23 protein-coding genes are annotated in these 21,634 nt (G+C 63.4%); 17 read left to right on the plus strand and 6 right to left on the minus strand.

From position 1 onward, the window contains the following. Positions 1–7: 7 nt before the first annotated feature. Positions 8–931: a hydroxymethylbilane synthase gene (gene hemC, locus V6L75_RS13615; RefSeq protein ID WP_050473949.1), complete on the minus strand. Its 924-nt coding sequence runs from the start codon at positions 929–931 to the stop codon at positions 8–10. Positions 932–1,117: 186 nt separating this feature from the next. On the opposite strand from hemC, the gene tsaD reads away from it, so the two are divergent. The 11 genes from tsaD to V6L75_RS13670 all read left to right on the plus strand — a co-directional run bounded on the left by tsaD (position 1,118) and on the right by V6L75_RS13670 (position 10,035). Further along, entirely contained in the window at positions 1,118–2,206 is a 1,089-nt protein-coding gene (gene tsaD, locus V6L75_RS13620) for a tRNA (adenosine(37)-N6)-threonylcarbamoyltransferase complex transferase subunit TsaD (RefSeq protein WP_334252040.1), read from the plus strand. Between the two features lie 126 nt (positions 2,207–2,332). Further along, complete coding sequence (locus V6L75_RS13625) at positions 2,333–2,782, plus strand: NUDIX hydrolase (protein ID WP_334252041.1); 450 nt, start codon at positions 2,333–2,335, stop codon at positions 2,780–2,782. Positions 2,783–2,785: 3 nt separating this feature from the next. Further along, entirely contained in the window at positions 2,786–3,790 is a 1,005-nt protein-coding gene (locus V6L75_RS13630) for an NAD(P)H-dependent glycerol-3-phosphate dehydrogenase (RefSeq protein WP_334252042.1), read from the plus strand. A 95-nt stretch (positions 3,791–3,885) separates the two neighbouring features. Further along, the gene (locus tag V6L75_RS13635; RefSeq protein WP_019965987.1) at positions 3,886–4,176 is read left to right on the plus strand and encodes a YciI family protein; all 291 of its coding nucleotides are present in this window, start codon (positions 3,886–3,888) and stop codon (positions 4,174–4,176) included. Between the two features lie 2 nt (positions 4,177–4,178). Then, positions 4,179–4,604, plus strand: coding sequence for an EVE domain-containing protein (locus V6L75_RS13640; protein ID WP_334252160.1), 426 nt, complete (start codon positions 4,179–4,181; stop codon positions 4,602–4,604). A gap of 30 nt (positions 4,605–4,634) precedes the next feature. Further along, the gene (locus V6L75_RS13645) at positions 4,635–5,303 is read left to right on the plus strand and encodes a class I SAM-dependent methyltransferase (protein WP_334252043.1); all 669 of its coding nucleotides are present in this window, start codon (positions 4,635–4,637) and stop codon (positions 5,301–5,303) included. A 166-nt stretch (positions 5,304–5,469) separates the two neighbouring features. Beyond that, on the plus strand, positions 5,470–6,636 hold the full coding sequence (locus V6L75_RS13650; RefSeq protein WP_334252044.1) for a M20 aminoacylase family protein: 1,167 nt from the start codon (positions 5,470–5,472) through the stop codon (positions 6,634–6,636). A 162-nt stretch (positions 6,637–6,798) separates the two neighbouring features. After that, positions 6,799–7,734, plus strand: coding sequence for a threonine/serine dehydratase (locus V6L75_RS13655; protein ID WP_334252045.1), 936 nt, complete (start codon positions 6,799–6,801; stop codon positions 7,732–7,734). A gap of 136 nt (positions 7,735–7,870) precedes the next feature. Further along, the gene (gene leuB, locus V6L75_RS13660; RefSeq protein WP_334252046.1) at positions 7,871–8,983 is read left to right on the plus strand and encodes a 3-isopropylmalate dehydrogenase; all 1,113 of its coding nucleotides are present in this window, start codon (positions 7,871–7,873) and stop codon (positions 8,981–8,983) included. Between the two features lie 102 nt (positions 8,984–9,085). Then, a complete protein-coding gene (locus tag V6L75_RS13665) occupies positions 9,086–9,499 on the plus strand; it encodes a hypothetical protein (protein ID WP_334252047.1) in 414 nt (137 codons plus the stop codon). Positions 9,500–9,822: 323 nt separating this feature from the next. Then, on the plus strand, positions 9,823–10,035 hold the full coding sequence (locus V6L75_RS13670) for a hypothetical protein (protein ID WP_334252048.1): 213 nt from the start codon (positions 9,823–9,825) through the stop codon (positions 10,033–10,035). A gap of 114 nt (positions 10,036–10,149) precedes the next feature. Here the strand turns inward: V6L75_RS13670 and V6L75_RS13675 are convergent, their stop codons facing one another. Continuing rightward, the gene (locus V6L75_RS13675; protein ID WP_334252049.1) at positions 10,150–11,370 is read right to left on the minus strand and encodes an argininosuccinate synthase; all 1,221 of its coding nucleotides are present in this window, start codon (positions 11,368–11,370) and stop codon (positions 10,150–10,152) included. A 285-nt stretch (positions 11,371–11,655) separates the two neighbouring features. On the opposite strand from V6L75_RS13675, the gene V6L75_RS13680 reads away from it, so the two are divergent. Continuing rightward, positions 11,656–13,212 (plus strand): OpgD/OpgG family glucan biosynthesis protein, encoded by a 1,557-nt coding sequence (locus V6L75_RS13680; protein ID WP_334252050.1) that lies wholly within the window; start codon positions 11,656–11,658, stop codon positions 13,210–13,212. A 91-nt stretch (positions 13,213–13,303) separates the two neighbouring features. Here V6L75_RS13680 and V6L75_RS13685 read toward each other — a convergent pair whose 3' ends face one another. Then, a complete protein-coding gene (locus V6L75_RS13685) occupies positions 13,304–13,930 on the minus strand; it encodes a TetR/AcrR family transcriptional regulator (RefSeq protein WP_334252051.1) in 627 nt (208 codons plus the stop codon). A gap of 124 nt (positions 13,931–14,054) precedes the next feature. On the opposite strand from V6L75_RS13685, the gene V6L75_RS13690 reads away from it, so the two are divergent. The 4 genes from V6L75_RS13690 to V6L75_RS13705 all read left to right on the plus strand — a co-directional run bounded on the left by V6L75_RS13690 (position 14,055) and on the right by V6L75_RS13705 (position 18,065). After that, positions 14,055–14,516, plus strand: a complete 462-nt coding sequence (locus V6L75_RS13690) for a (2Fe-2S)-binding protein (protein WP_334252052.1) — start codon at positions 14,055–14,057, stop codon at positions 14,514–14,516. A gap of 4 nt (positions 14,517–14,520) precedes the next feature. After that, positions 14,521–16,716 (plus strand): xanthine dehydrogenase family protein molybdopterin-binding subunit, encoded by a 2,196-nt coding sequence (locus V6L75_RS13695; RefSeq protein WP_334252053.1) that lies wholly within the window; start codon positions 14,521–14,523, stop codon positions 16,714–16,716. Positions 16,717–16,914: 198 nt separating this feature from the next. Beyond that, positions 16,915–17,619: a helix-turn-helix transcriptional regulator gene (locus V6L75_RS13700; RefSeq protein ID WP_334252054.1), complete on the plus strand. Its 705-nt coding sequence runs from the start codon at positions 16,915–16,917 to the stop codon at positions 17,617–17,619. A 68-nt stretch (positions 17,620–17,687) separates the two neighbouring features. Continuing rightward, complete coding sequence (locus V6L75_RS13705; protein WP_334252055.1) at positions 17,688–18,065, plus strand: VOC family protein; 378 nt, start codon at positions 17,688–17,690, stop codon at positions 18,063–18,065. Between the two features lie 52 nt (positions 18,066–18,117). Here V6L75_RS13705 and rlmN read toward each other — a convergent pair whose 3' ends face one another. Both rlmN and V6L75_RS13715 read right to left on the minus strand, forming a co-directional pair. Further along, on the minus strand, positions 18,118–19,356 hold the full coding sequence (gene rlmN, locus V6L75_RS13710; protein ID WP_334252056.1) for a dual-specificity RNA methyltransferase RlmN: 1,239 nt from the start codon (positions 19,354–19,356) through the stop codon (positions 18,118–18,120). 282 nt (positions 19,357–19,638) lie between these two features. Continuing rightward, positions 19,639–20,148: an invasion associated locus B family protein gene (locus V6L75_RS13715; RefSeq protein ID WP_425498783.1), complete on the minus strand. Its 510-nt coding sequence runs from the start codon at positions 20,146–20,148 to the stop codon at positions 19,639–19,641. Positions 20,149–20,374: 226 nt separating this feature from the next. On the opposite strand from V6L75_RS13715, the gene V6L75_RS13720 reads away from it, so the two are divergent. Beyond that, entirely contained in the window at positions 20,375–20,983 is a 609-nt protein-coding gene (locus V6L75_RS13720) for a sigma-70 family RNA polymerase sigma factor (protein ID WP_334252058.1), read from the plus strand. 98 nt (positions 20,984–21,081) lie between these two features. Here V6L75_RS13720 and V6L75_RS13725 read toward each other — a convergent pair whose 3' ends face one another. Then, positions 21,082–21,633: an RNA methyltransferase gene (locus V6L75_RS13725; RefSeq protein ID WP_334252161.1), complete on the minus strand. Its 552-nt coding sequence runs from the start codon at positions 21,631–21,633 to the stop codon at positions 21,082–21,084. Between the last annotated feature and the right edge of the window lies 1 nt (position 21,634).

A 21,634-nucleotide genomic window follows, 5' to 3' on the forward strand; every position in this document is an offset into this window, starting at 1 on the left:
AAGGACCTCAGTACCGGAAGAAGGCAGGACCACCGAGAGACTGCAGGATCTGACCCGCCTCGCAGCCAAGCTCGAAGGCATCATCAAGTCCGCCCTCGCGGGTGACGGCATGGTGCTCGCTTCCATCCGGGCGCAGGATAATGCCCCGGAAGCGCAGACGGTTCCCGTCAACTTCCGCCAGCCCGCCAATCGGCGTGCGGCAGGAGCCATCCAGCACCGCCAGGAAAGCGCGCTCGGCAGTGAGCCGGATTTCCGTGTCACGGTCATGAATGGGTGCAAGCAGCTTCAGCGTCGCTTCGTCATCGATACGGCTTTCGATACCGATGGCGCCCTGCCCAACGGCAGGGAGGAAGTCTTCCGTGTCGAGCAGGCTGGTAATGATATGCGCAAGGCCAAGGCGGCGCAGGCCGGCATGGGCCAGAAGCGTGGCATCCACCTGCCCCTCTTCCAGGCGCTTCAGCCGCGTCTGCACGTTGCCCCGGTACATCACCACCTCGATATCCGGGCGCAGGCGCTTGATCATCGCCTGACGGCGCAGGGAGGACGAGCCCACCACCGCGCCCTGCGGCAGATCCATGAGATGCTTTGCCTTGGGCGAGATGAAGGCATCGCGCACATCCTCGCGCGGCAGAAAGGCCGTCAAAGCCAGCCCCTGCGGCAGAACAGTCGGCATGTCCTTGGAGGAATGCACGGCCAGATCGATGCGCCGCTCGATCAAGGCCTCCTCGATTTCCTTGGTGAACAGGCCCTTGCCGCCCGCTTCCGAGAGCGGCCGGTCCTGGATCTGGTCGCCCGAGGTCTTGATCACGACAATCTCGAAGTCGTCCTCCTTGAGGCCATGGGCGGCGGCGAGCCGGTCACGGGTTTCATGGGCCTGGGCGAGTGCGAGGGCACTGCCACGCGTTCCGATGCGCAAAGGTTTCGATTGCAAGACGAAGGATCCGGGTGCTAGGGGCTGACCATTGAATTCATGATGACAATAGGTTCTCTAGCGCCATTGTCCAAGGCGGCACAATCCCGGATTATACGGGGCGGGCCGGATTGGGGCACCGGAGCACCTTTTGAGACACCGGCAGACCCGTGAAACCACGGCAGCCGCGACGGCGGGCAGGACCCCATGCTGACAGTTCTTGGCATCGAAACCAGCTGCGACGAAACCGCCGCCTCCGTGGTGCGCGGGCCGCAGACGCCGGAAATCCTCTCCAACGTCATCCGCTCGCAGATCGACGAGCATACGGAATTCGGCGGCGTGGTGCCGGAAATCGCTGCCCGTGCCCATATCGCCGTGCTGGACCGGATCGTGGCCGAAGCCATGGCGGAAGCAAGCGTCAGCTTCGATGACATTGACGCGGTGGCCGCCACCGCAGGCCCCGGCCTCATCGGCGGGGTCATCGTCGGGCTGATGACGGCCAAGTCCATCGCAATGGCGGCGGGAAAACCGCTCATTGCCGTCAATCATCTGGAAGGCCACGCGCTGACGGCGCGCCTTACCGACAATCTGGACTTCCCCTATCTGCTGCTGCTGGTTTCCGGCGGGCACACCCAGTTCCTGCTGGTCACCGGCATCGGTGCCTATGAGCGGCTGGGCAGCACCATCGATGATGCCATCGGCGAGGCCTTCGACAAAACCGCCAAGCTGCTCGGACTGCCTTATCCGGGCGGCCCGGCGGTGGAGCGCATGGCCCAGCGCGGCGATGCCGGCCGCTTTGCCCTGCCCCGCCCGCTGATGGACCGGCCCGGCCTCGACATGTCCTTTGCCGGACTGAAGACGGCGCTGCGCACCACGGCGCAGAAGCTGCAGCCGGTGGACGAGCAGACTGTCTGTGACCTGTGTGCCGGGTTCCAGAGGGCGGTTGCCGATGTGCTGGCCATCCGCACCCGCGCGGCCCTTGCCCTGTTCCGCGAGCGTTTTGCCGGTGTTGAGCCGGTGATCGTCGTGGCAGGCGGCGTTGCCGCCAATGGCGAAATCCGCCGTGCCCTGACATCAGCCGCCGATGAAGCCGGAGCCCGCTTCATCGCTCCCCCTGCCCGGCTGTGCACGGACAATGCCGCCATGATCGCCTGGGCCGGGATCGAGCACATGATGGAGGCCCGCCGCACGGGCGCTGCCCTCGACGGCATGTCCTTTTCCCCGCGCCCCCGCTGGCCCCTGGACGAGACCTCCGCCGGACTGCTGGGCGCAGGGAAAAAGGGTGCGAAGGTTTAAGGGCGCCCTGTCCTCACCAACGCAGGTCACCAGCACCCATGGAAGATGAAGTGCGCCTTCAAAACCCGGTTCCCTTCGCTAGCCGGACTTGCTAGGCAGGGGCGGTTTCGAAGGATGGATGCTGCCATGCAAGTGCGCCACAAGGCCTATGTCTACCTCACCTGCGGGCACAAGCTGCTGGTTTTTGCCCAGCCGGATCAGCCGGAAATCGGCCTTCAGGTGCCCGGCGGCACGCTGGATCCGGGCGAGAGCCACCTCATCGGCGCAAGGCGCGAATTCTTCGAGGAAACGGGGCTGACGCTGGATGGCGCCCTTGATCACCTCGCTGACCAGGACCACGTGTTCGACAATGGCCGGGGGCGCGACCTGCACAAGCGCCGCCATTTTCACGCCACGCTGCCGGTGATTCTCAAGGACGAGTGGGAACACTACGAAATGACGCCGAGCGGCGGCGGCGATCCGATCCGCTTCCGCCTGTTCTGGCAGGACCTGTTCACCGAGGTGGACCCTGCCGTGTTCTATGAGGGTTTCGGCGCACAGATCGGCCTGCTGCGGCAGCGCCTGCAAGGGAGATAGACCATGGCCGGGATCGAGACCATTGCCGTTCTGGGCGGCGGCGCATGGGGCACGGCGCTGGCGCTGTCCGCCGCACGCGCAGGCCGCTCCGTGACGCTGTGGGCGCGCGATCCCGCACTTGTGGCCGAAATCCGCAGCCGCCAGACCAACCGCGCCTATCTGCCGGGCGTCACCTTCGATGAGCCGCTGACTGCAACCTGCGACATCGCGGATGCAGCGAACGCAGACGCCATCCTGCTGGTAACGCCTGCCCAGACCACCCGCGCCGTGCTGACGCCTCTGGCAGGGCTCCTGCGCCCCGGCACGCCCGTGGTGCTCTGCTCCAAGGGCATCGAGAAGGGCACCGGCAACCTTCTCACCGACACGCTGGCCGAGGTGCTGCCGCAGGCCCATCCCTCTGTGCTGTCCGGCCCGAGCTTTGCCGCCGATGTGGCACGCGGCCTGCCGACAGCCGTTACGGTTGCCGCCCGTGACGGCGCAATGGCCGATGCGCTGGCGCAGGCCCTCGCCTCTGCCAGCTTCCGGCCCTACGCCTCGAGTGACCTCATCGGCACGCAGGTAGGCGGGGCGCTGAAGAACGTTCTGGCCATCGCCTGCGGTGCAGTGGCAGGGCGCAAGCTCGGTGCTTCGGCGCAGGCCGCCCTCACCGCCCGTGGCTTTGCCGAGCTGACGCGTCTGGGCCTTGCCATGGGCGCAAGGCCGGAGACGCTGACCGGCCTCTCCGGCCTTGGCGATCTGGTGCTCAGCTGCTCCTCCACCCAGTCCCGCAACTTCAGCTTCGGCCACAAGCTGGGCGAAGGCCGCACGGCAGAAGACCTGCTGAACTCGGGCGAGAAGCTGGCAGAAGGCGTATTTTCCGCTGAAATCGCCGTGGAACTGGGCGAGCGTCACGGGGTCGACCTGCCTGTCTGCAAGGTGGTGTCCGATGTGATCGCCGCACGGCTGACCATTGACGAAGCACTGAACCGGCTGATGAGCCGCCCGCTGCGCCGGGAGGCGGGAGCCTGAAAGGACGGCGCATGAATTGCGTGAGTGGCAGCAATTTTGCCGCTTCACTCTACCGTCAAATGTTCTAACCTGCGGCCCAAACAGGAGGTTCTTCCATGCTTTATGCCCTGATCTGCACCGACAAGCCCGGCGCCCTGCAAACGCGCCTCGACAACCGCCCGGCACATGTGGAATTTCTCAAGGCCATGGGCAGCCGCCTGAAAGCGGCAGGTCCCTTTCTCGATGATGCCGGCAACATGACCGGCAGCCTCGTCATCATCGAAGCAGAGAACCGGGACGAAGCCCTTGCGGTTTCTCAGGAGGATCCCTATGCCCGCGCCGGACTTTTTGCCTCCGTCGAGATCCGTCCGTGGAACTGGGTGATCAAGAACCCGGAGGCGCAGTGACCGTGAAATACTGGCTGATCAAGTCCGAGCCGGACGTCTGGTCCTGGGAGCAGCAGAAAGCCAAGGGCGCTGCGGGCGAGGAATGGACGGGCGTACGCAATTATCTGGCCCGCAACAACATGCGCGCCATGTCGCTGGGCGACCGGGCCTTCTTCTACCACTCCAACATCGGCAAGGAGATTGTCGGCGTGGCGGAAGTGTGCAGCGGCATCGCGCAGGACAGCACGACGGATGATCCGCGCTGGGACTGCGTGCATTTCCGCGCCGTCTGCGATGTGCCGAAGCCCGTCACCCTGGCCGCCGTCAAGGCCGAGCCGCGCCTTGCCCAGATGGCCCTTGTCACCTCCATGCGCCTTTCGGTGCAGCCGGTAACGGAGGAAGAGTGGAAAGTGGTGTGCGAGATGGGCGGGCTCGATCCAAACGTCTGATACCCTTTCCCAATAGTTCAGGAGACCGGATTGACCGGCATTGCAGACCCGAAGCACTTCATCGAGACGAACACGGAAGTGCTCGCCGTCCCGCATGCCAGCGAAATCCGGCTCCACCTCGCCAGCGAAGCCATGGACCTGTGGCAGAAGACCGAGGATGAACTGGGTGAAATCGGCCTGCCACCGCCCTTCTGGGCCTTTGCCTGGGCAGGCGGGCAGGCGCTGGCGCGCTATCTGCTCGACAATCCGGATCTGGTACGGGGCAAGACGGTGACGGATTTTGCCGCAGGCTCCGGCATTGTCGGCATTGCCGCGATGATGGCAGGGGCCGCATCGGTGACGGCCGTGGAAATCGACCGTTTCGCCATCGAGGCCATCCGCCTCAATGCGGCGCTCAACGGTGTTCCCCTGTCCACGGAACTGGGCGACATCACCGGCACCCCGCCGCCACAGACGGACCTGATGATCTGCGGCGATGTGTTCTACGAGCTGCCCATGTCGCGCAAGCTGATTGCCTGGCTCGATCAGCTCGATGATGCGCGCACCCTGATTCTCGTCGGCGATCCGGGCCGCTCCTACCTGCCGAAGGACAGGCTGGAGCATCTGGCCACCTACACTGTGCCGGTGATCCGCAGTCTTGAGGATTCGGAAGTGAAGAAGACCAGCGTCTACCGCTTCCGGCCCGCATCAGGAACCTGATTCAGCGGCGCCTTCGACAGGCTTCTGCTGCAACGCCGCATAAAGCAGCTTGCGCTTTTTGCAGGCAAGCCTTCCTATAGAGATCCCTTTCCGCCAGACCACTCTGGCAAGACAATATGCTGAGCCGGCCAGATCCGGCAGTAACAAGTCCCCCGAGGAGCCTTCCATGCCGGTCGTCAACCGTATTGCCGATCTTGCCGATGAAATCGCCAGCTGGCGCCGTGATTTCCATGAGAACCCGGAGATCATGTACGAGACGGTCCGCACCGCCGCCAAGGTGGCAGAGCTGCTGCGCAGCTTCGGGCTGGACGAAGTGGTGACCGGCATTGGCCAGACCGGCGTCGTCGGCGTGATCCGGGGCAAGAACGGCGGAGCTGGCAGGGTCATTGGCCTGCGCGCCGACATGGACGCCCTGCCGATCGAGGAAATGACCGGCCTGCCCTATGCCTCGAAGACGCCCGGCAAGATGCATGCCTGCGGCCATGACGGGCACACGTCCATGCTGCTGGGTGCTGCGAAATACCTCGCCGAAACCCGCAACTTCAACGGAACGGCGGTTGTCATCTTCCAGCCCGCCGAAGAGGGCGGCGCAGGCGCCAAGGCGATGATCGACGACGGTCTGATGACCCGCTGGGCCATCGATGAGGTTTACAGCCTGCACAATCTGCCCGGCCTGCCGGTGGGCGAGTTCGCCATCCGCAAGGGGCCGATCATGGCCGCGACGGATGAGTTCCGCATTACCATCACCGGGCGCGGCGGCCATGCGGCCAAGCCCCACGAGACGGTCGATCCGATCATCGTGGGCACGCAGATCGTCAGCGCCCTGCAAACCATCGCCAGCCGTGCCGTCAATCCGCTCGATTCGGTGGTCGTCTCCGTCACGATCTTTGAGGCGGGCACTGCCTTCAACGTCATTCCCGAGACGGCAACCCTGCGCGGCACCATCCGCAGCCTGACCGATGCCACCCGCGATCTGGCGGAAAAGCGCCTGAACGAGATCGTCAACGCCCTGTGCACGGCCTATGGCGCAACGGCAGAGATCGAGTTCCGCCGCGGCTATCCGGTCACCTCCAACCACGACGAGCAGACGGATTTTGCCGTCAGCGTGGCGGAGGAAATCGCCGGACCTGAGCGGGTGCAGCGCGAGACAGAGCCGATGATGGGCGGCGAGGACTTCTCCTACATGCTGCTGGAGCGGCCGGGAGCCTATATTTTCGCAGGCAATGGCGACAGCGCCAGCCTGCATCACCCGCGCTACAACTTCGATGACGGCCTGATCCCGTCCGGAAGCTCCTATTTCGTGCGGCTGGTGGAAAAGGCGCTCGCTGCCTGAGTTTCCAGCAGGTTTTGAGCACTCACAGCTCAAGCTGCGCCTTCAGAATGCCTCGAAAAAGCGTCGGGCATCATCCTTAAGGATCATGCTTTCATTCTCCTCTGGCAGGCGGCCAAAGAGTTTTTTATGGTGGCGGAAGATAATGGAACACTGGGGCCCATCATGCTCGTGACTGCTGCAGCCATTGAGGCTGCCTATGATCGAATTACGCCCCATATTCGCGTCACGCCCACCCTTCAGCTCAGATCCGGAGATCTCGACCTTCCGTCGGGCGTTTCCCTGAAGCTAGAATCCCTGCAGTACAGCGGCTCCTTCAAAGCCCGCGGCGCCTTCAACACACTCTTGAGCAGGGAAATTCCAGCCGCCGGAGTGACGGCCGCATCAGGGGGGAACCATGGCGCAGCGGTGGCCTATGCCGCCCGCAGTCTCGGCATTCACGCCCGGATTTTCGTCCCCGAGCTGGCCACCCCGTTCAAAAAGGCCAAGATCCGCAGCTACGGCGCAAGCCTGGAAATTGCGGGCCCCACCTATGCCGAAGCGCGGGAAGCCTGTGGCGTCTATGAAACCAGAACAGGGGCGCTGGACATTCACTCCTACGCCAATCCTGAGACCATCATCGGACAGGGCACGGCAGCACTGGAATGGGAAGGGCAGACCAAAGGTCTCGACACACTGCTGATTGCAGTCGGCGGAGGCGGCCTGATCGCGGGCGTGGCCACATGGTTTGCCGGCAAGACGCGCATCATCGGGGTGGAGACAGAGGGCTGTCAGAGCATGAAGGCCGCACTTGAGGCTGGGGAGCCGGTTGAAGTGCCGGTCTCCGGCAGTGCAGCGGACAGCCTCGGCGCGCGGCGCGTGGGGGATCTCACCTATGCCATTTGTGCGCGCTGCGTCGAGCGGATCATCACCGTCAGCGATGCAGAGGTGATGGCCGCACAGCAGCGGCTCTGGCAAGGGCTGCAGCTGGTGGCAGAACCCGGCGGCGCGGCAGCTTTCGCAGCGCTGCTGTGTGGTGCCTATGTGCCCCAGCGGGGCGAGCGCATCGGAATCCTTCTGTGCGGCGGCAACATGGACCCGTCCGTATTGACCGCACACTGATGCACAAACCCCGTCTCTCACTTGATCAAATGCCCAGCCTTGCTTGAACTCTTCGCGCAAGCCTCTGCCTTGAAAAGGCGGCTCCGAGCCGCTAACCCAAGGACTAGAGCAATTTTTAAAAACGGGATGGACACCCATGGCAACTCACAAGCTTCTTCTTCTGCCCGGCGACGGCATCGGCCCGGAAATCATGCCCGAGGTGAAGAAGATCATCGCGTGGTTCAACGCACGCGGCACAGATACGTTCGAGACCGAGGAAGGCCTCGTCGGCGGCTGCGCCTATGACGCGCATGGCCAGTCCATTTCCGAAGGCGACATGGCCAAGGCCATGGCCGCCGATGCCGTGATCTTCGGCGCCGTCGGCGGCCCGAAGTGGGACAAGGTGCCTTACGAGGTGCGTCCGGAAGCCGGCCTTCTGCGCCTGCGCAAGGACATGCAGCTTTTCGCCAACCTGCGTCCGGCCATCTGCTATCCGGCGCTGGCCGGCGCCTCCTCTCTGAAGCGTGAAGTGATCGAGGGCCTCGACATCCTGATCCTGCGCGAGCTGACGGGCGGCGTCTACTTCGGCGAGCCAAAGACCATCACCGACCTTGGCAACGGCCAGAAGCGCGCCATCGACACGCAGGTCTATGACACCTACGAGATCGAACGCATCGCCAAGGCGGCCTTCGAGCTGGCCCGCACCCGCAAGGGCAAGGTCACCTCGATGGAAAAGCGCAACGTCATGAAATCGGGCGTGCTCTGGAACGAAGTGGTCACCGCGACCCACAAGAACGGCTATGAAGACGTGCAGCTGGAGCACATGCTGGCAGACGCAGGCGGCATGCAGCTCGTCCGCTGGCCGAAGCAGTTCGACGTGATCGTCACCGACAACCTGTTCGGCGACATGCTGTCCGACGTGGCCGCCATGCTGACCGGCTCGCTCGGCATGCTCCCGTCCGCCTCGCTGGGCGCACCTGATGCAACAACCGGCAAGCGCAAGGCGCTGTATGAGCCGGTGCACGGTTCGGCCCCGGACATCGCCGGCACAGGCGCTGCCAATCCGATCGCGATGATCGCCTCCTTCGCCATGGCCCTGCGCTACTCCTTCGAGAAGGTTGCGGAAGCAGACATGCTGGACAAGGCCATCGCCAACGCACTGGACAAGGGCCTGCGCACCCGCGACATCGCCTCGGAAGGCACCACCGTCATCGGCACCTCCGCCATGGGCGATGCCATCGTGGCCGAGCTGAACGCGCTCAGCGCCTGATCCGAATACCCCATCATAAGGCCGCCGCTTGCCATGCGCAGGCGGCGGCCTTATGCATTGCCGCCCATCCGGACGCACACTCCAGTCGAAAGGCACAGCAACATGGCCAAGGAAAAACCGTTTCTCGGCACCTGGATCCTCGATGTGGAGGAAAGCGACTTCGAGCAGGGCGAGCCGCCGCGCTCGGCCACCTTGCGCATCGAAGACGATTTCGGCGTATTGACCTTCACGATGAACACCGTGTCGGCCAATGGCGAAGTCACCAACGACAGCTTCACCGCCATGCCGGACGGCCCGCCGATCCGCCTTGGCAAGAGCGGGCTGGTCGATTCCATGCGCCTCGGCTTTGCGACCGAGCGCAATCTCGTTTCCGAAGCCAAACGCGACGGCGTCACTCTGATGAAAGCCGAGCGCGAACTCTCGGAAGATGGCCGCACCCTGACGGTCACCCAGACCGTGCTGCTGCCTGGCGCCGTCACCAGCCGCAACATCTCCGTCTACCGCCGTTCGCAGTAAGGCCGCCTCTCGATGAGCCTTGCTCATTGACAGGTGTTCGTCCACCCGGTGAGCCAATCTCGCCGGGAACGCTGCGGGCTCGAGCAGAATTAGAACAAAAAGTGAGTACATGCCCCAAGCTTCGCTTGACGGGGCCAGAGTCTTCTGGAATCAATAGGAACATAGGAAGAACAAAATCCAGGCAACAAGCCGGAACGCCAACCGGCACAATCAACGCCAGTCTGGAGGGAGGCTCCCTATCCGCACATGGTCTACGCCCGGCACATAGCCGGACACAGTCAGGCATTCTGGCAGGATCCCCGCCTGCACGAGTGCCGCGAGCCATGCAGCACCTGCCCGCAGACGCAGCAGGCAACAGCGCCCGCACCCTCGCCCCGGGTGCCATGCCGCTCGCCTTCTGCTCCGCCTTTCCGCCCAGCGCCTCGGGCCGGAAAGGCGGGCGGCCGGGCATTTCAGAAATTCGCTATGAACGCATGTGCCGTGGGCAGGCGGCGGTCAGCCTGTGCAAGCGTTTCACCAGCGGCATGGTCCAGTGATAACGGCGCCTGCTGGTGCTGGCTGCAGGGGCCTCGCCCTAAAGCCAGCACCCAAGACAATCGGGGCGCCGATTGCGCGGCGCCCCGGTCTGAACTTACCAGCCCTGAAATGACTCAGCGGCTCTGGTTGCGCTTGGCGAGGGTGCGCAGGCGCAGGGCGTTGAGCTTGATGAAGCCGGCAGCGTCCTTCTGGTCGTAGGCGCCCTGGTCGTCCTCGAAGGTGACCAGCTTGTCGGAATAGAGCGACTTCGGGCTCTCGCGGCCAATGACCATGACGTTACCCTTGTAGAGCTTCAGCGTCACTTCGCCTTCCACATGCTCCTGGCTCTTGTCGATCAGGGCCTGCAGCATTTCACGCTCGGGCGAGAACCAGAAGCCGTAGTAGATCAGCTCCGCATAGCGCGGCATGATCTCGTCCTTCAGGTGCGCAGCGCCGCGGTCCAGCGTGATGGATTCCATCGCACGGTGCGCGGTGAGCAGGATGGTGCCACCCGGCGTCTCGTAGACACCGCGGCTCTTCATGCCAACGAAGCGGTTCTCGACGAGGTCCAGACGCCCGATGCCGTTGTCGCGGCCGTAGTCGTTCAGCTTCGCGAGCAGGGTTGCCGGGGACAGGCGCTCGCCGTTGATGGAAACCGCGTCACCACGCTCGAAGCCGATCTTGATGACCGTCGGGGTGTCGGGGGCCGTCTCCGGGGAAATGGTGCGCATATGCACATATTCGGGAGCCTCGACCGCCGGATCTTCCAGCACCTTGCCCTCGGAGGAGGAGTGCAGCAGGTTGGCGTCGACGGAGAACGGAGCCTCGCCCTTCTTGTCCTTGGCAACCGGGATCTGGTGCTTCTCGGCGAAGTCCAGGAGGTCGGTACGGCTCTTGAAGGTCCAGTCGCGCCAGGGAGCGATGATCTTGATGTCCGGGTTCAGCGCATAGGCGGACAGCTCGAAACGGACCTGATCGTTGCCCTTGCCGGTGGCGCCGTGGGCGATGGCGTCGGCGCCGGTCTTCTTCGCAATTTCGATGAGGTGCTTGGAGATCAGCGGGCGGGCGATGGAAGTGCCCAGCAGATAGACGCCTTCGTAGACGGCATTGGCGCGGAACATCGGGAAGACGAAATCGCGGACGAATTCCTCACGCACGTCTTCGATGAAGATTTCCTTGATGCCCAGCATCTCGGCCTTCTTGCGGGCCGGCTCCAGCTCCTCGCCCTGGCCGAGGTCAGCGGTGAAGGTCACCACTTCGGCGCCCAGTTCGGTCTGGAGCCACTTCAGGATGATGGAGGTGTCGAGGCCGCCGGAATAGGCAAGCACGACCTTCTTGATGTCGCCATGGGCCATGGAGATATGTCCGTTCGCTGTTCTTTTTTGACGTCACGTTTGGCGTGTAAGGCATCCCGGCTGCGCCGCCGGATGCCTTGGAAAACCGCGCGCACTCTAGTTGCGGCAAAGCGGACTGCAAAGCCTTTTTCTGCGCCAGGCGCCTCACGCCCCAAAAGGCCGCAAGCCAAGCAAATACGCCGCTTGCAGGTATATCGCTGCAGATGTATTTTCCGCCGCCGCCCTGAAATGGGCAGAATTGCCGGGCCTGTTCCCAGCTGGCGGTTTTTCCATCAGGGATGACTCATGCGTTTCTTCGCTTCCTGTCTGCTTCTTCTCGGACTGACTGCGGCCTCCGCCGGATCAGCGCTTGCCGGCGACCTGTCCGCCCGGCGCGGTCCCGCATCGCCCTTCAGCTTCGACACCGTCATTGGCCAGGCCAAGGCTCTGGCTGCCAAACCCTATGCAGAGCCCAAGACCCGCTCTGCCGACACGCTCGAAAAGATCGATTTCGACGCCCACTGGAAGATCCGGTTCGACCCGGAGGAGACGGTTTCGATCAGCCCGGATGCACCGGTGCAGTTCTTCCATCTCGGCCGGTATTTCAAGAACCCGGTGAAGATCTATCAGGTGGAAAGCGGCGTCAGCCGCGAGATCCTCTATGATGCGGGCTATTTCGACAGCCCCAATGACAGCCCGGCCCGCAAGCTGCCGGCGGACATCGGGTTTGCCGGCTTCCGCATCATGCGTCCGGACCTGAAGACGGACTGGATCTCCTTCCTCGGTGCTTCCTATTTCCGCACAGATGGCCAGTCGCATCAGTATGGCCAGTCGGCCCGCGGCCTTGCGATCAACTCCGGCATGTCGGAACCGGAAGAGTTCCCGCGCTTCACGTCCTTCTGGCTGGCGCCGGGCGAAGCCGAAGGCGAGACGATGGTGCTTTACGCGCTGATGGACAGCCCCAGCGTTGCGGGCGCCTACAAGATGACCATGCGCAACAAGGATGGCGCAGGCCAGACCATTGACGTGGAAAGCCGCCTGTTCTTCCGCAAGCCGGTGGAACGCCTCGGCATCGCCCCATTGACCAGCATGTTCTGGTACTCGGAAACCAACCGCTCCATGGGCCTCGACTGGCGCCCGGAAGTGCATGACACCGACGGCCTTGCCATCGTCATGGAGAACGGCGAGCAGGTCTGGCGCCCGCTGAACAACCCGAAGAGCGTGCGCACCTCCACCTTCCAGGCCTCCAACCTGAAGGGCTTTGGCCTTGCCCAGCGTGACCGCAGCTTCGAGAACTACGAAGATGACGGCGTATTCTATGAAAAGCGCCCATCGGTCTGGCTGGAGCCGCTGACGCCCTTCGGCGAAGGCGCGGTGCAGCTGATCGAGATCCCGACCGACGACGAGATCTATGACAACATCGTCGCCTATTTCATCCCCCGGAACCTGCCGGCTGCCGGTGAGGAGCGCAGCTTCTCCTACCGGATGCACTGGAAGGACGCCCATCCGCTGCCCGGCGTTGGCGCCCGCACCGTGGCAACCCGCGCCGGTCAGGGCGGCGTCCCCGGCCAGCCGCGCCCGGCTGACCAGATCAAGCTGTCCATCGACTTCGAAGGCCCTGCCCTCAAGGGTCTCGGCCAGCAGGATGGCGTGACGGCGGTGGTGGAACTTTCGCGCGGCCAGGCGATCAATCCTTACGTCCTGCCGGTCGTCGGCACGGACCGCTGGCGCCTGATCTTCGATGCCAAGGTGGAAGATCACGACCCGATCGAAGCCCGCGCCTTCCTGAAGCGCGGTGACGATGTGCTGACCGAAACCTGGCTCGGCCAGATCAGCCACGAACTGGTCGCCCGCCCGCAGTAAGGCACGGTGATTCCAACAGAAAAGGCCCGGACGGGAGACCGTCCGGGCCTTTTTTTACTCTGCCCGGGCCAGCCCGCCTTTCAGATATCCTTCAGGCGCGAAGTCCGGAAACAGGGCCGTAGGCCCGCAGCAGCAACTCCACGGTTTCGGAAATGATCGTTCCCATCTCCTCCCGGCCCACCGCGTTGCCCGAAAAGAAGTAGGGATAGAAACCGCGCGATTTCAGCAGCCCCAGGAACTGGGCAGCTGCCACTTCCGGCGTCCCCCTTTGAAGGGCCCCTGCTGCGAAAGCATCCTGCATGAAGCTCTCGAAAACACGGAACTTGTCCATGCGTGCGGCAACTTCGGCAGACAAAGCCGGGTCACGAAACGCCTCACCGAAGATCATGCGCGCCATCCGCAGGAAGCAGGGATTGACCAGAAGCTCGCCCTCGGCCCAGCCAAGGGCTTCGAGCTGCCCGGCAACCGGCAGATCCGGGCGGAACGTCACGTTGAGGGCAGCTGTCATCCAGGAAACGAGGCAATCCGTGATGGCGCGGAACAGCGCTTCCTTGCTGTCGAAGTGATTGTAGACCGTGCGCTTGGAAACACCTGCGCGGCCGGAGATGCGGTCCATGCTGGCCCCGGCAAATCCGCGCTCCTGAAACTCCGCCACGGCGGCTTCGATGATCTGCTTGCGCTTCTGCTCGCTGAGCGAAAGCTCTTTTTCCTCGGTCATGCCTCTTTCTTTCCAGAAACCCGCGCCCATGTAAACTCGGGAGTTTACATAACACCGACTCCTGACGTAAACTGCACCGTGTAGTTTACCCCTAGCCAACACAAGCTAGCCACGGGAGCCCTTCATGCCAGTTACCCTGACACTCAACGGCAAGGAACAGGTGATCGACGCCGACCCGGATACGCCCCTGCTCTGGGTCCTTCGTGACACCCTCGGCCTCACCGGCACCAAGTTCGGCTGCGGCATCGCCCAGTGCGGCGCCTGCACGGTGCATCTGGACGGCACGCCGGTCCGCTCCTGCCAGACCTATCTGAGTGATGCGGAAGGAACCAGCATCACCACGATCGAAGGGCTTGAAAGCCCGGCGGCAAAGGCCATTCAGGCCGCCTGGGCGGAGCTTGACGTGCCGCAGTGCGGCTATTGCCAGTCCGGACAGATCATGGCTGCGACAGCCCTGCTGACAGAGACGCCGAAACCCACCGACGCCGATATCGAGGCGACCATGGATGGCAACGTCTGCCGGTGTGCCACCTATGCCCGAATCAAGACAGCCATTCATGCGGCTGCAGTCAAGCTGGAGGGCTGAAAGAATGCTGAACAGGATTTTCTCTCCCCTCACAACAGCGGCGCCCAGCCGGCGCGGCTTCCTCAAGCTTTCCGCCGGGACGGCAGGCGGGCTGCTGATAGGCCTGCATCTGCCCGGCAGCGCAAGCACTGCGGAAGCTGCCGCGCCTGAAGGCATGATCCAGCCTTTTGTGCATGTGCTGCCGGACAACACTGTCGTTGTCCTGTCCAAGCATCTGGACAAGGGACAGGGTGTGGCCACGGGTCTCGCAACACTGGTTGCGGACGAGATGGACGCCGGCTGGGCCCAGGTGCGGGCGGAATTCGCCCCGGCCGACGCCGCGCTCTACAAGAACCTGTTCTTCGGCGCACAAGGCACGGGTGGCTCCACGGCCATTGCCAATTCATTCATGCAGTACCGCACGGCCGGTGCTGCCGCACGCAGCATGCTGGTTCAGGCGGCAGCAAAGGCCTGGTCGGTCCCCGCCTCTGAGATCGCCGTCAGCGCAGGCCGGATCTCTCATCCTTCCGGCAAGTCGGCCACTTTCGGCGAGATGGCAGGACTTGCTGCGGCAGAGGCCGTTCCGGCCGAACCACGGCTGAAGACCCCGGAGGAATGGGTCTATATCGGCAAGTCCTTCAAGCGGGTCGACACTGCGAGCAAGTCCACCGGAGCCGCCGGCGTCTATGGCATGGACCAGCGTTTCGGCAACATGCTGACTGCCGTTCTCGCCCGCCCTCCGCGCTTCGGGAGCAAGGTTGCCAGCGTCGATGACAGTGCGGCGCGGGCCATTGCAGGCGTGGTGGATGTGATCACCGTGCCAAGCGGTGTCGCCGTCCTGGCTAACGGCACATGGCAGGCCATGCAGGGGCGTGATGCCCTCTCCGTCACATGGGACGACAGCGCCGCCGAGATACGCTCGACTGCTGAAATGGAAGCCGAACTGGCCGAACTGACCGGCAAGCCCGGAACTGCCGCGGAAGGCAGCGCCGATGCAGAGCCACTGCTGGCCGGAGCGGCACGCGTCATTGAAGCGGATTACATGTTCCCCTTCCTGGCGCATGCACCGATGGAGCCGCTGGATATCACGGTGCTTTACGACGGCAGCAGCGCCACTTTCTGGACCGGCTCGCAGTTTCAGACGACCGATCAGGTCATCAGCGCAGGCATCCTGGGCCTGACCCCGGACAAGGTGGCGATCAATACGCTCTGGGCCGGCGGCTCCTTCGGCCGGCGCGCCCAGCCGGACAGCCACTATTTTGCCGAAGCAGCATTAATTGCCAAGGCACGCCATGAGGCAGGCCATGCGCCCCAGCCGCTCAAGATTGTCTGGACGCGAGAGGACGACATTCGCGGCGGCTATTATCGGCCCATGGTTGCTCACAAGGTAAAGGTTGGGCTGGACGAGGCAGGCCGGATCACCGGCTGGCAGCATCGAATCGCGGGCAAGTCCATCATGAAGGGCACGGGGTTCGAGGCCTTTGCGGTCAAGAACGGCATCGATGATACCATGGTGGAAGGCGTGCATGGCACGACCTATGGCATTCCCGGTTTCCAGCTCGAAGCGCATATGACCTCGACGCCGGTGCCGGTGCTGTGGTGGCGGTCGGTCGGGCACACTCACACGGCCTATGTTATGGAGACCATGATTGACCGCATCGCCCGGGAGACTGGCGCCGATCCGGTGGCCTTCCGCGAAAGCCTGATCAAGGATGATCCGCGCAAACTCGCAGTCCTGCGGCTGGCCGCAGAGAAGGCGGGCTGGGGTACTCCGCTTCCAGAGGGCCGCTACCGCGGCGTTGCAGTCCACACATCGTTCAACAGCCATGTGGCGGAAGTCGCGGAAATCTCCTTCCGCGAGGACGGCACGGTGAAGGTGGAAAAGGTTGTCTGCGCCGTCGACTGCGGCATCCCCATCAATCCCGACAATATCCGGGCTCAGGTTGAGGGTGCCGTCGGCTATGGGCTTGGCGCCGTGCTGCGCAATGAAATCACGCTCACGAACGGCGAGGTGGATCAGTCGAATTTCGACACCTACCTGCCGCTGCGCATGTCCGACATGCCGGTCATCGAGGTCCATATCATCCCGTCTGAAGAAGCGCCGACCGGCATTGGCGAGCCCGGTACGCCGCCGATCGGACCAGCCGTGGCCAATGCGATCGCAGCCGCACGTGGCGACTATGTGACAGTGCTGCCCTTCAGCAAACACGGACTGGCCTGACCCCCAGGGCCAGCGCTGCGGCCCGTCACCAGGCTTGCCTGACAGACAAACGGCCGCATCAGAGGCCCGGATGGAAATCCCGTCCGGGCCTTTTTCCGACCCGGCAGGCGGGCCCGCCCCTTCCGGAAAAGGTTCAAAGAACCATCCTCCATGCGACATGGTGACAGATTCCGGCAGCAGACTATGGCAGGATGGGGCATGTCCCGTTCTGCCCGATTGCTTGATCTCATCCAGATCCTGCGGCGCCACCGCAGGCCCGTCAGCGGCGAAAGCCTTGCGCGGGAGCTTGGTATCTCCATCCGCACCCTTTACCGGGACATTGCCACGCTGCAGGCGCAAGGGGCCGGAATCGTGGGAGAGCCAGGTGTTGGCTATGTGCTGCAGCCGGGCTTCATGCTGCCTCCGCTGATGTTCACCGAAGACGAACTGGAGGCCCTTGTGCTCGGTTCGCGCTGGGTCTCCCGCCGCGCGGGAGGCTCCTTGGGACAGGCGGCGGAGAACGCCCTTGCGAAGATCGCTGCGGTGCTTCCGAAGGATCTGCGGGAACAGCTGGATGCGACCAATCTGCTGGCCGGGCCGGGCGAACCGCCGCAGCAGCAACAGCGGCCGGAAGCGGACCTGACCGTCATCCGGCTTGCCATTCGCCGCGAGCACGTCCTGCAAATTGCATATGAAGATGCTGCCGGGCGCGCCACCGCGCGCAGCATCTGGCCCTTTGCGCTAGGGTTCTTCGACAAGGCCCGCGTCATCTCCGCCTGGTGCGAGCTGCGGCAGGACTACCGCCACTTCCGGACCGACCGGATCCTCAGCCTTGAGCAAACAGGCAAGCGTTATCCCCGCCGCAGACAGGTGATGATGAAGGAATGGTGGGCGCTGCTGGAAAACCGCACGAATGCAGATTGATACTGCCATTTTCTGGCAGCAGTCTTGTCTACTCTCCCCTCCGTCCAACACCGGAAGGAGAGAGACAAATGAAGCCGTCCAATTTCGTGATCCTTTATGTACAGGAGACTGCCGCGAGCGCTGCTTTCTACAGCAAGCTTCTGGGCATGGATCCAGTGGAGCAGTCGCCGGGCTTTGCCATGTTCGTAACGCCCGAGGGATTCAAGCTCGGCCTGTGGCGGAAAGAGGATGTGGCCCCACCGTCCGGCGGTCAGACCGGCGGCACCGAAGTCATGTTCGAATGCGCAAGCGATGACGAACTTGATGCCATCCACCGGACCTGGGCAGCAACCGGCGCCATCATCCTCCAGACACCGGAACGGATGGACTTCGGTTACACCTTCACGGCAGCAGACCCAGACGGGCACCGGCTGCGCGTTTACCGCCGGAGCGAAAATCCGGTGTGAGGAGGCGAGATCCGCGCAGGCAGCCATGCCTGTGCGGACAATCCGGCAGATCTCAGGCAGCGCCTTCCAGCGCGTCCCGGTCCTTCTTGCGCATGCGCTCGGAGGCGGACTTGAGCTGGCCGCAGGCAGCGAAAATGTCGCGGCCGCGCGGGGTGCGGATCGGCGAGGCATAGCCGGCGCGGTTGACGATGTCGGCGAATTCCTCGATCCGCTCCCAGTCGGAGCACTCATACTCGGAACCCGGCCAGGGGTTGAACGGGATGAGGTTGATCTTTGCCGGAATGCCGGAGAGCAGGCGCACCAGTTCGCGCGCATCCGCATCACTGTCGTTCACGCCCTTCAGCATCACATATTCGAAAGTGATGCGCTTGGCGTTGGACAGGCCCGGATAGCGGCGGCAAGCCTCCAGAAGCTCCGCAATCGGCCACTTCTTGTTGATCGGCACCAGCACGTCACGCAGGTCATCGCGCACCGCATGCAGCGAAATTGCCAGCATGCAGCCGATCTCGTCGCCCGTGCGGGCGATTTCCGGCACCACGCCGGAGGTGGACAAGGTGATGCGGCGCTTGGAGAGAGACAGGCCGTCGCCATCAGAGGCAATCAGCAGAGCCTGCTTCACATTGTCGAAATTGTAGAGCGGCTCGCCCATGCCCATCATCACCACATTGGTGACGAGGCGGCCTTCGGACGGCACAATCGCACCCTGCGGCGTTGCAGCATCAGGGAAATCGCCCAGACGGTCGCGCGCAATCAGGATCTGGGAGAGAATCTCTTCCGAGGTGAGGTTGCGCACCATCTTCTGGGTGCCCGTGTGACAGAAGGTGCAGGTCAGCGTGCAGCCTACCTGCGAGGAAACGCAAAGCGTGCCGCGCCCTTCTTCGGGGATGTAGACGGTCTCGATCTCCACCGGACGCCCCGCGCCACGCGGCGGAAACCGGAACAGCCACTTGCGCGTGCCATCGACGGAAATCTGTTCCGATACGATTTCCGGGCGGGCTATGGAGAAGTGATCCTGCAGCGTGTAGCGCAGATCCTTGGCGATGTTGCTCATCTGGCCAAAGTCAGACACGCCGCGCACATAGAGCCAGTGCCACAGCTGCTGGGCGCGCATCTTGCGCTGGCGCTCGGGGATGTCGATCGAAGCCATGGCTTCGGCGAGGCCCGCCCTGTCGAGCCCGATCAGCGTAGGCTTTTCGGCGGCAGCAACAAGCGCCGGAGCCGCGGCGGCAGGCTGTGCAGCTGCAGGTGTCAGCGCGGCGGAACGATGCGCAAGGTCAAGCGAGATCGCCATGGCGTCCAGTATCCAGATCCGAGGGTCAAAACCCGAAGGTTGAGAGGCCGCAAAGGCCACGCGCCGGAACGGACCAGTCCGCTGCTTCAGCGCCTTGAAAACAGAAAAGGCGCAGTCTCCCTCAGGAGCCGCGTCCATTGGCGCCAGAAAAACCACAGGAGCGCCGGAAAATCAACTGCCGATGCGTGGAAAGGCCGCAGAGAAAGGCACAGCCCAAAGGCTGCACCCACTCATCTTGCCGATCCGGCAGGCCACATGCATTCGCCTGCCCGGCGGCTCTGCTTACTTGCAGGCCTGGTTTGCCGTGTCGATGGCTGCCGTCACGCCTGCCAGCGAGAAGGCATAGGACGTTTCTGTGCCACGTGCCGAAACAGCCTTTACGCTCATCTTGCTGCCAGCCTTCATGGCTGCGACGAGCTGCTGTTCGGCTGCAGCATTTTCCACCCAGGCACCATCGTTCTTGGTGAACATGGTGAAGGGCTTGCCATCAATATCAACCGTGACCTGCGACCCATCCTTCATCGGATAGCCGACCTGGAAGCTCGGTTCGCTGTTCACGCCTTCCGAAGGACGGGTCGACACGAAGAAGAACACATCTCCGTGATTACGGTCCGTCGGCAGCATCTGCGTGGGCTTGGTCAGGGCGAAGCAGACCTTGCCGCCACCGCTCGCGTGGGTATAGGCCGCCCAATCCCTCTGCTGCTTCAGCAGCGTCGGAGCCTGGGCGACGGCGGCAGCTCCGGACAGAGCGAGGAACAGACCGGCGGTTACCAGGGTTCGTGCTTGCATCATCTCCACACCGTTTTGCTTGCGCGTCAAACGCTTCAGATTTTACTCAAGTGTCATCCGGCATATAAACCTTGGATTAAGGCTACCTTAAAGCCGGTTACGAAAGGGTTGAAAGCCAATCAATCGCGTGGCGCTCGCCGCCATTCCCGCTATTATCGGCTCGCGTCATGCGCACGCTGGCTGGATAAATCGGGCGAGAGTGTGACATACGTTCCGGGTTTACCGGATTATGACCGGGTTAAAACCCGGCGCATTGGGAGCGAAGTCTGGGGTGAGTCAGGCGCAGTATTTTTCAGAACTGATCGAGAGGGTCGCCGCAACGCAGGATAAAGCTGCGTTCATCGAGTTATTCGATCATTTCGCGCCGCGCATCAAAGGCTACCTGATGCAGCAGGGCGCCGACAGCGCCAGCGCCGAGGAGCTGGCTCAGGAGGTCATGGTCATCCTGTGGCGCAAGGCCGCCCTGTTCGACAAGAGCAAGGCGTCTGCCAGCACCTGGCTGTTCCGCATTGCCCGCAACAGGCGGATCGACTCTCTGCGCCGCCAGAAGAACGGCGATCTGGATGCAGAAGATCCTGCCCTGCAGCCCTCCGCGCCGGAAGATCCCGACGTCATTCTCGACACCGGGCTGCGGGAAGAGCGCATCCGGGCAGCTCTGGAGGAGCTTCCCGAAGCGCAGCGCGAAGTGGTGCGCCAGGCTTTCTTCCTCGGACTGTCACACAACGAGATCGCCGAGAGCACCGGCCTGCCGCTCGGCACCGTCAAGTCACGCATCCGCCTCGCCTTCGCCCGTCTGCGGCAGGTGCTGGAGGCCGATGCAGCGGTAGACATCGACTGAATACGGCTGATGATGCCGGCGCACCACGCCTGGACATTTCTCAAGCGCCGCACGGGTTTGGTCAACTTCCGGTGAACCAGGCTCACCCGAAGTTGATATCAGCCTTCCCAGCCCGGAATCTGCCGCCCCTGCCGCATGATGGGCCCGCCATGGCGGTGCGGGGTCTTGTCCTGCTTCGGCCCGCCCGCCGTGACCGGCCGGTCGGCATAACGGCCCAGCGCCCGGTGCCGGTCATAGAGCACGATGGCTCCGGCGGTGGCGACATTGATGCAGAATTTCGCCGGGATCTTCACCACATGGTCACAGCGCGCCAGCATGGCGGACGACAGCGAACCGCGCTCCGGCCCCAGCACGTAAGCAGCGCGCAGAGGATGCATGAAGCTTGGCAGGTCGATGGCCTCATCCGTCAGCTCGATGCCGACAAGCTGGCAGCCTGCGGGCAGATCCATCGTGTCCACTGTATCCCATTCGAACAGCGGCAGATGATCCGGGCTCTTGGAGGTGTCGGAGCGCGGCGCCCGGCGGATGGCAGGCCCTGCATCCACGGTGAAGAAGAAGCTCGCCCCGAAGGCATGTGCAGACCGCATCAGGTTGCCGAGGTTCATCCGCTTGGACAGACCCTCAGCCCCCACCCCGAAATAGCCGCGCATC

This window comes from Pannonibacter anstelovis (genome assembly GCF_036881715.1).
Taxonomy (GTDB): Bacteria; Pseudomonadota; Alphaproteobacteria; order Rhizobiales; family Stappiaceae; genus Pannonibacter; species Pannonibacter anstelovis.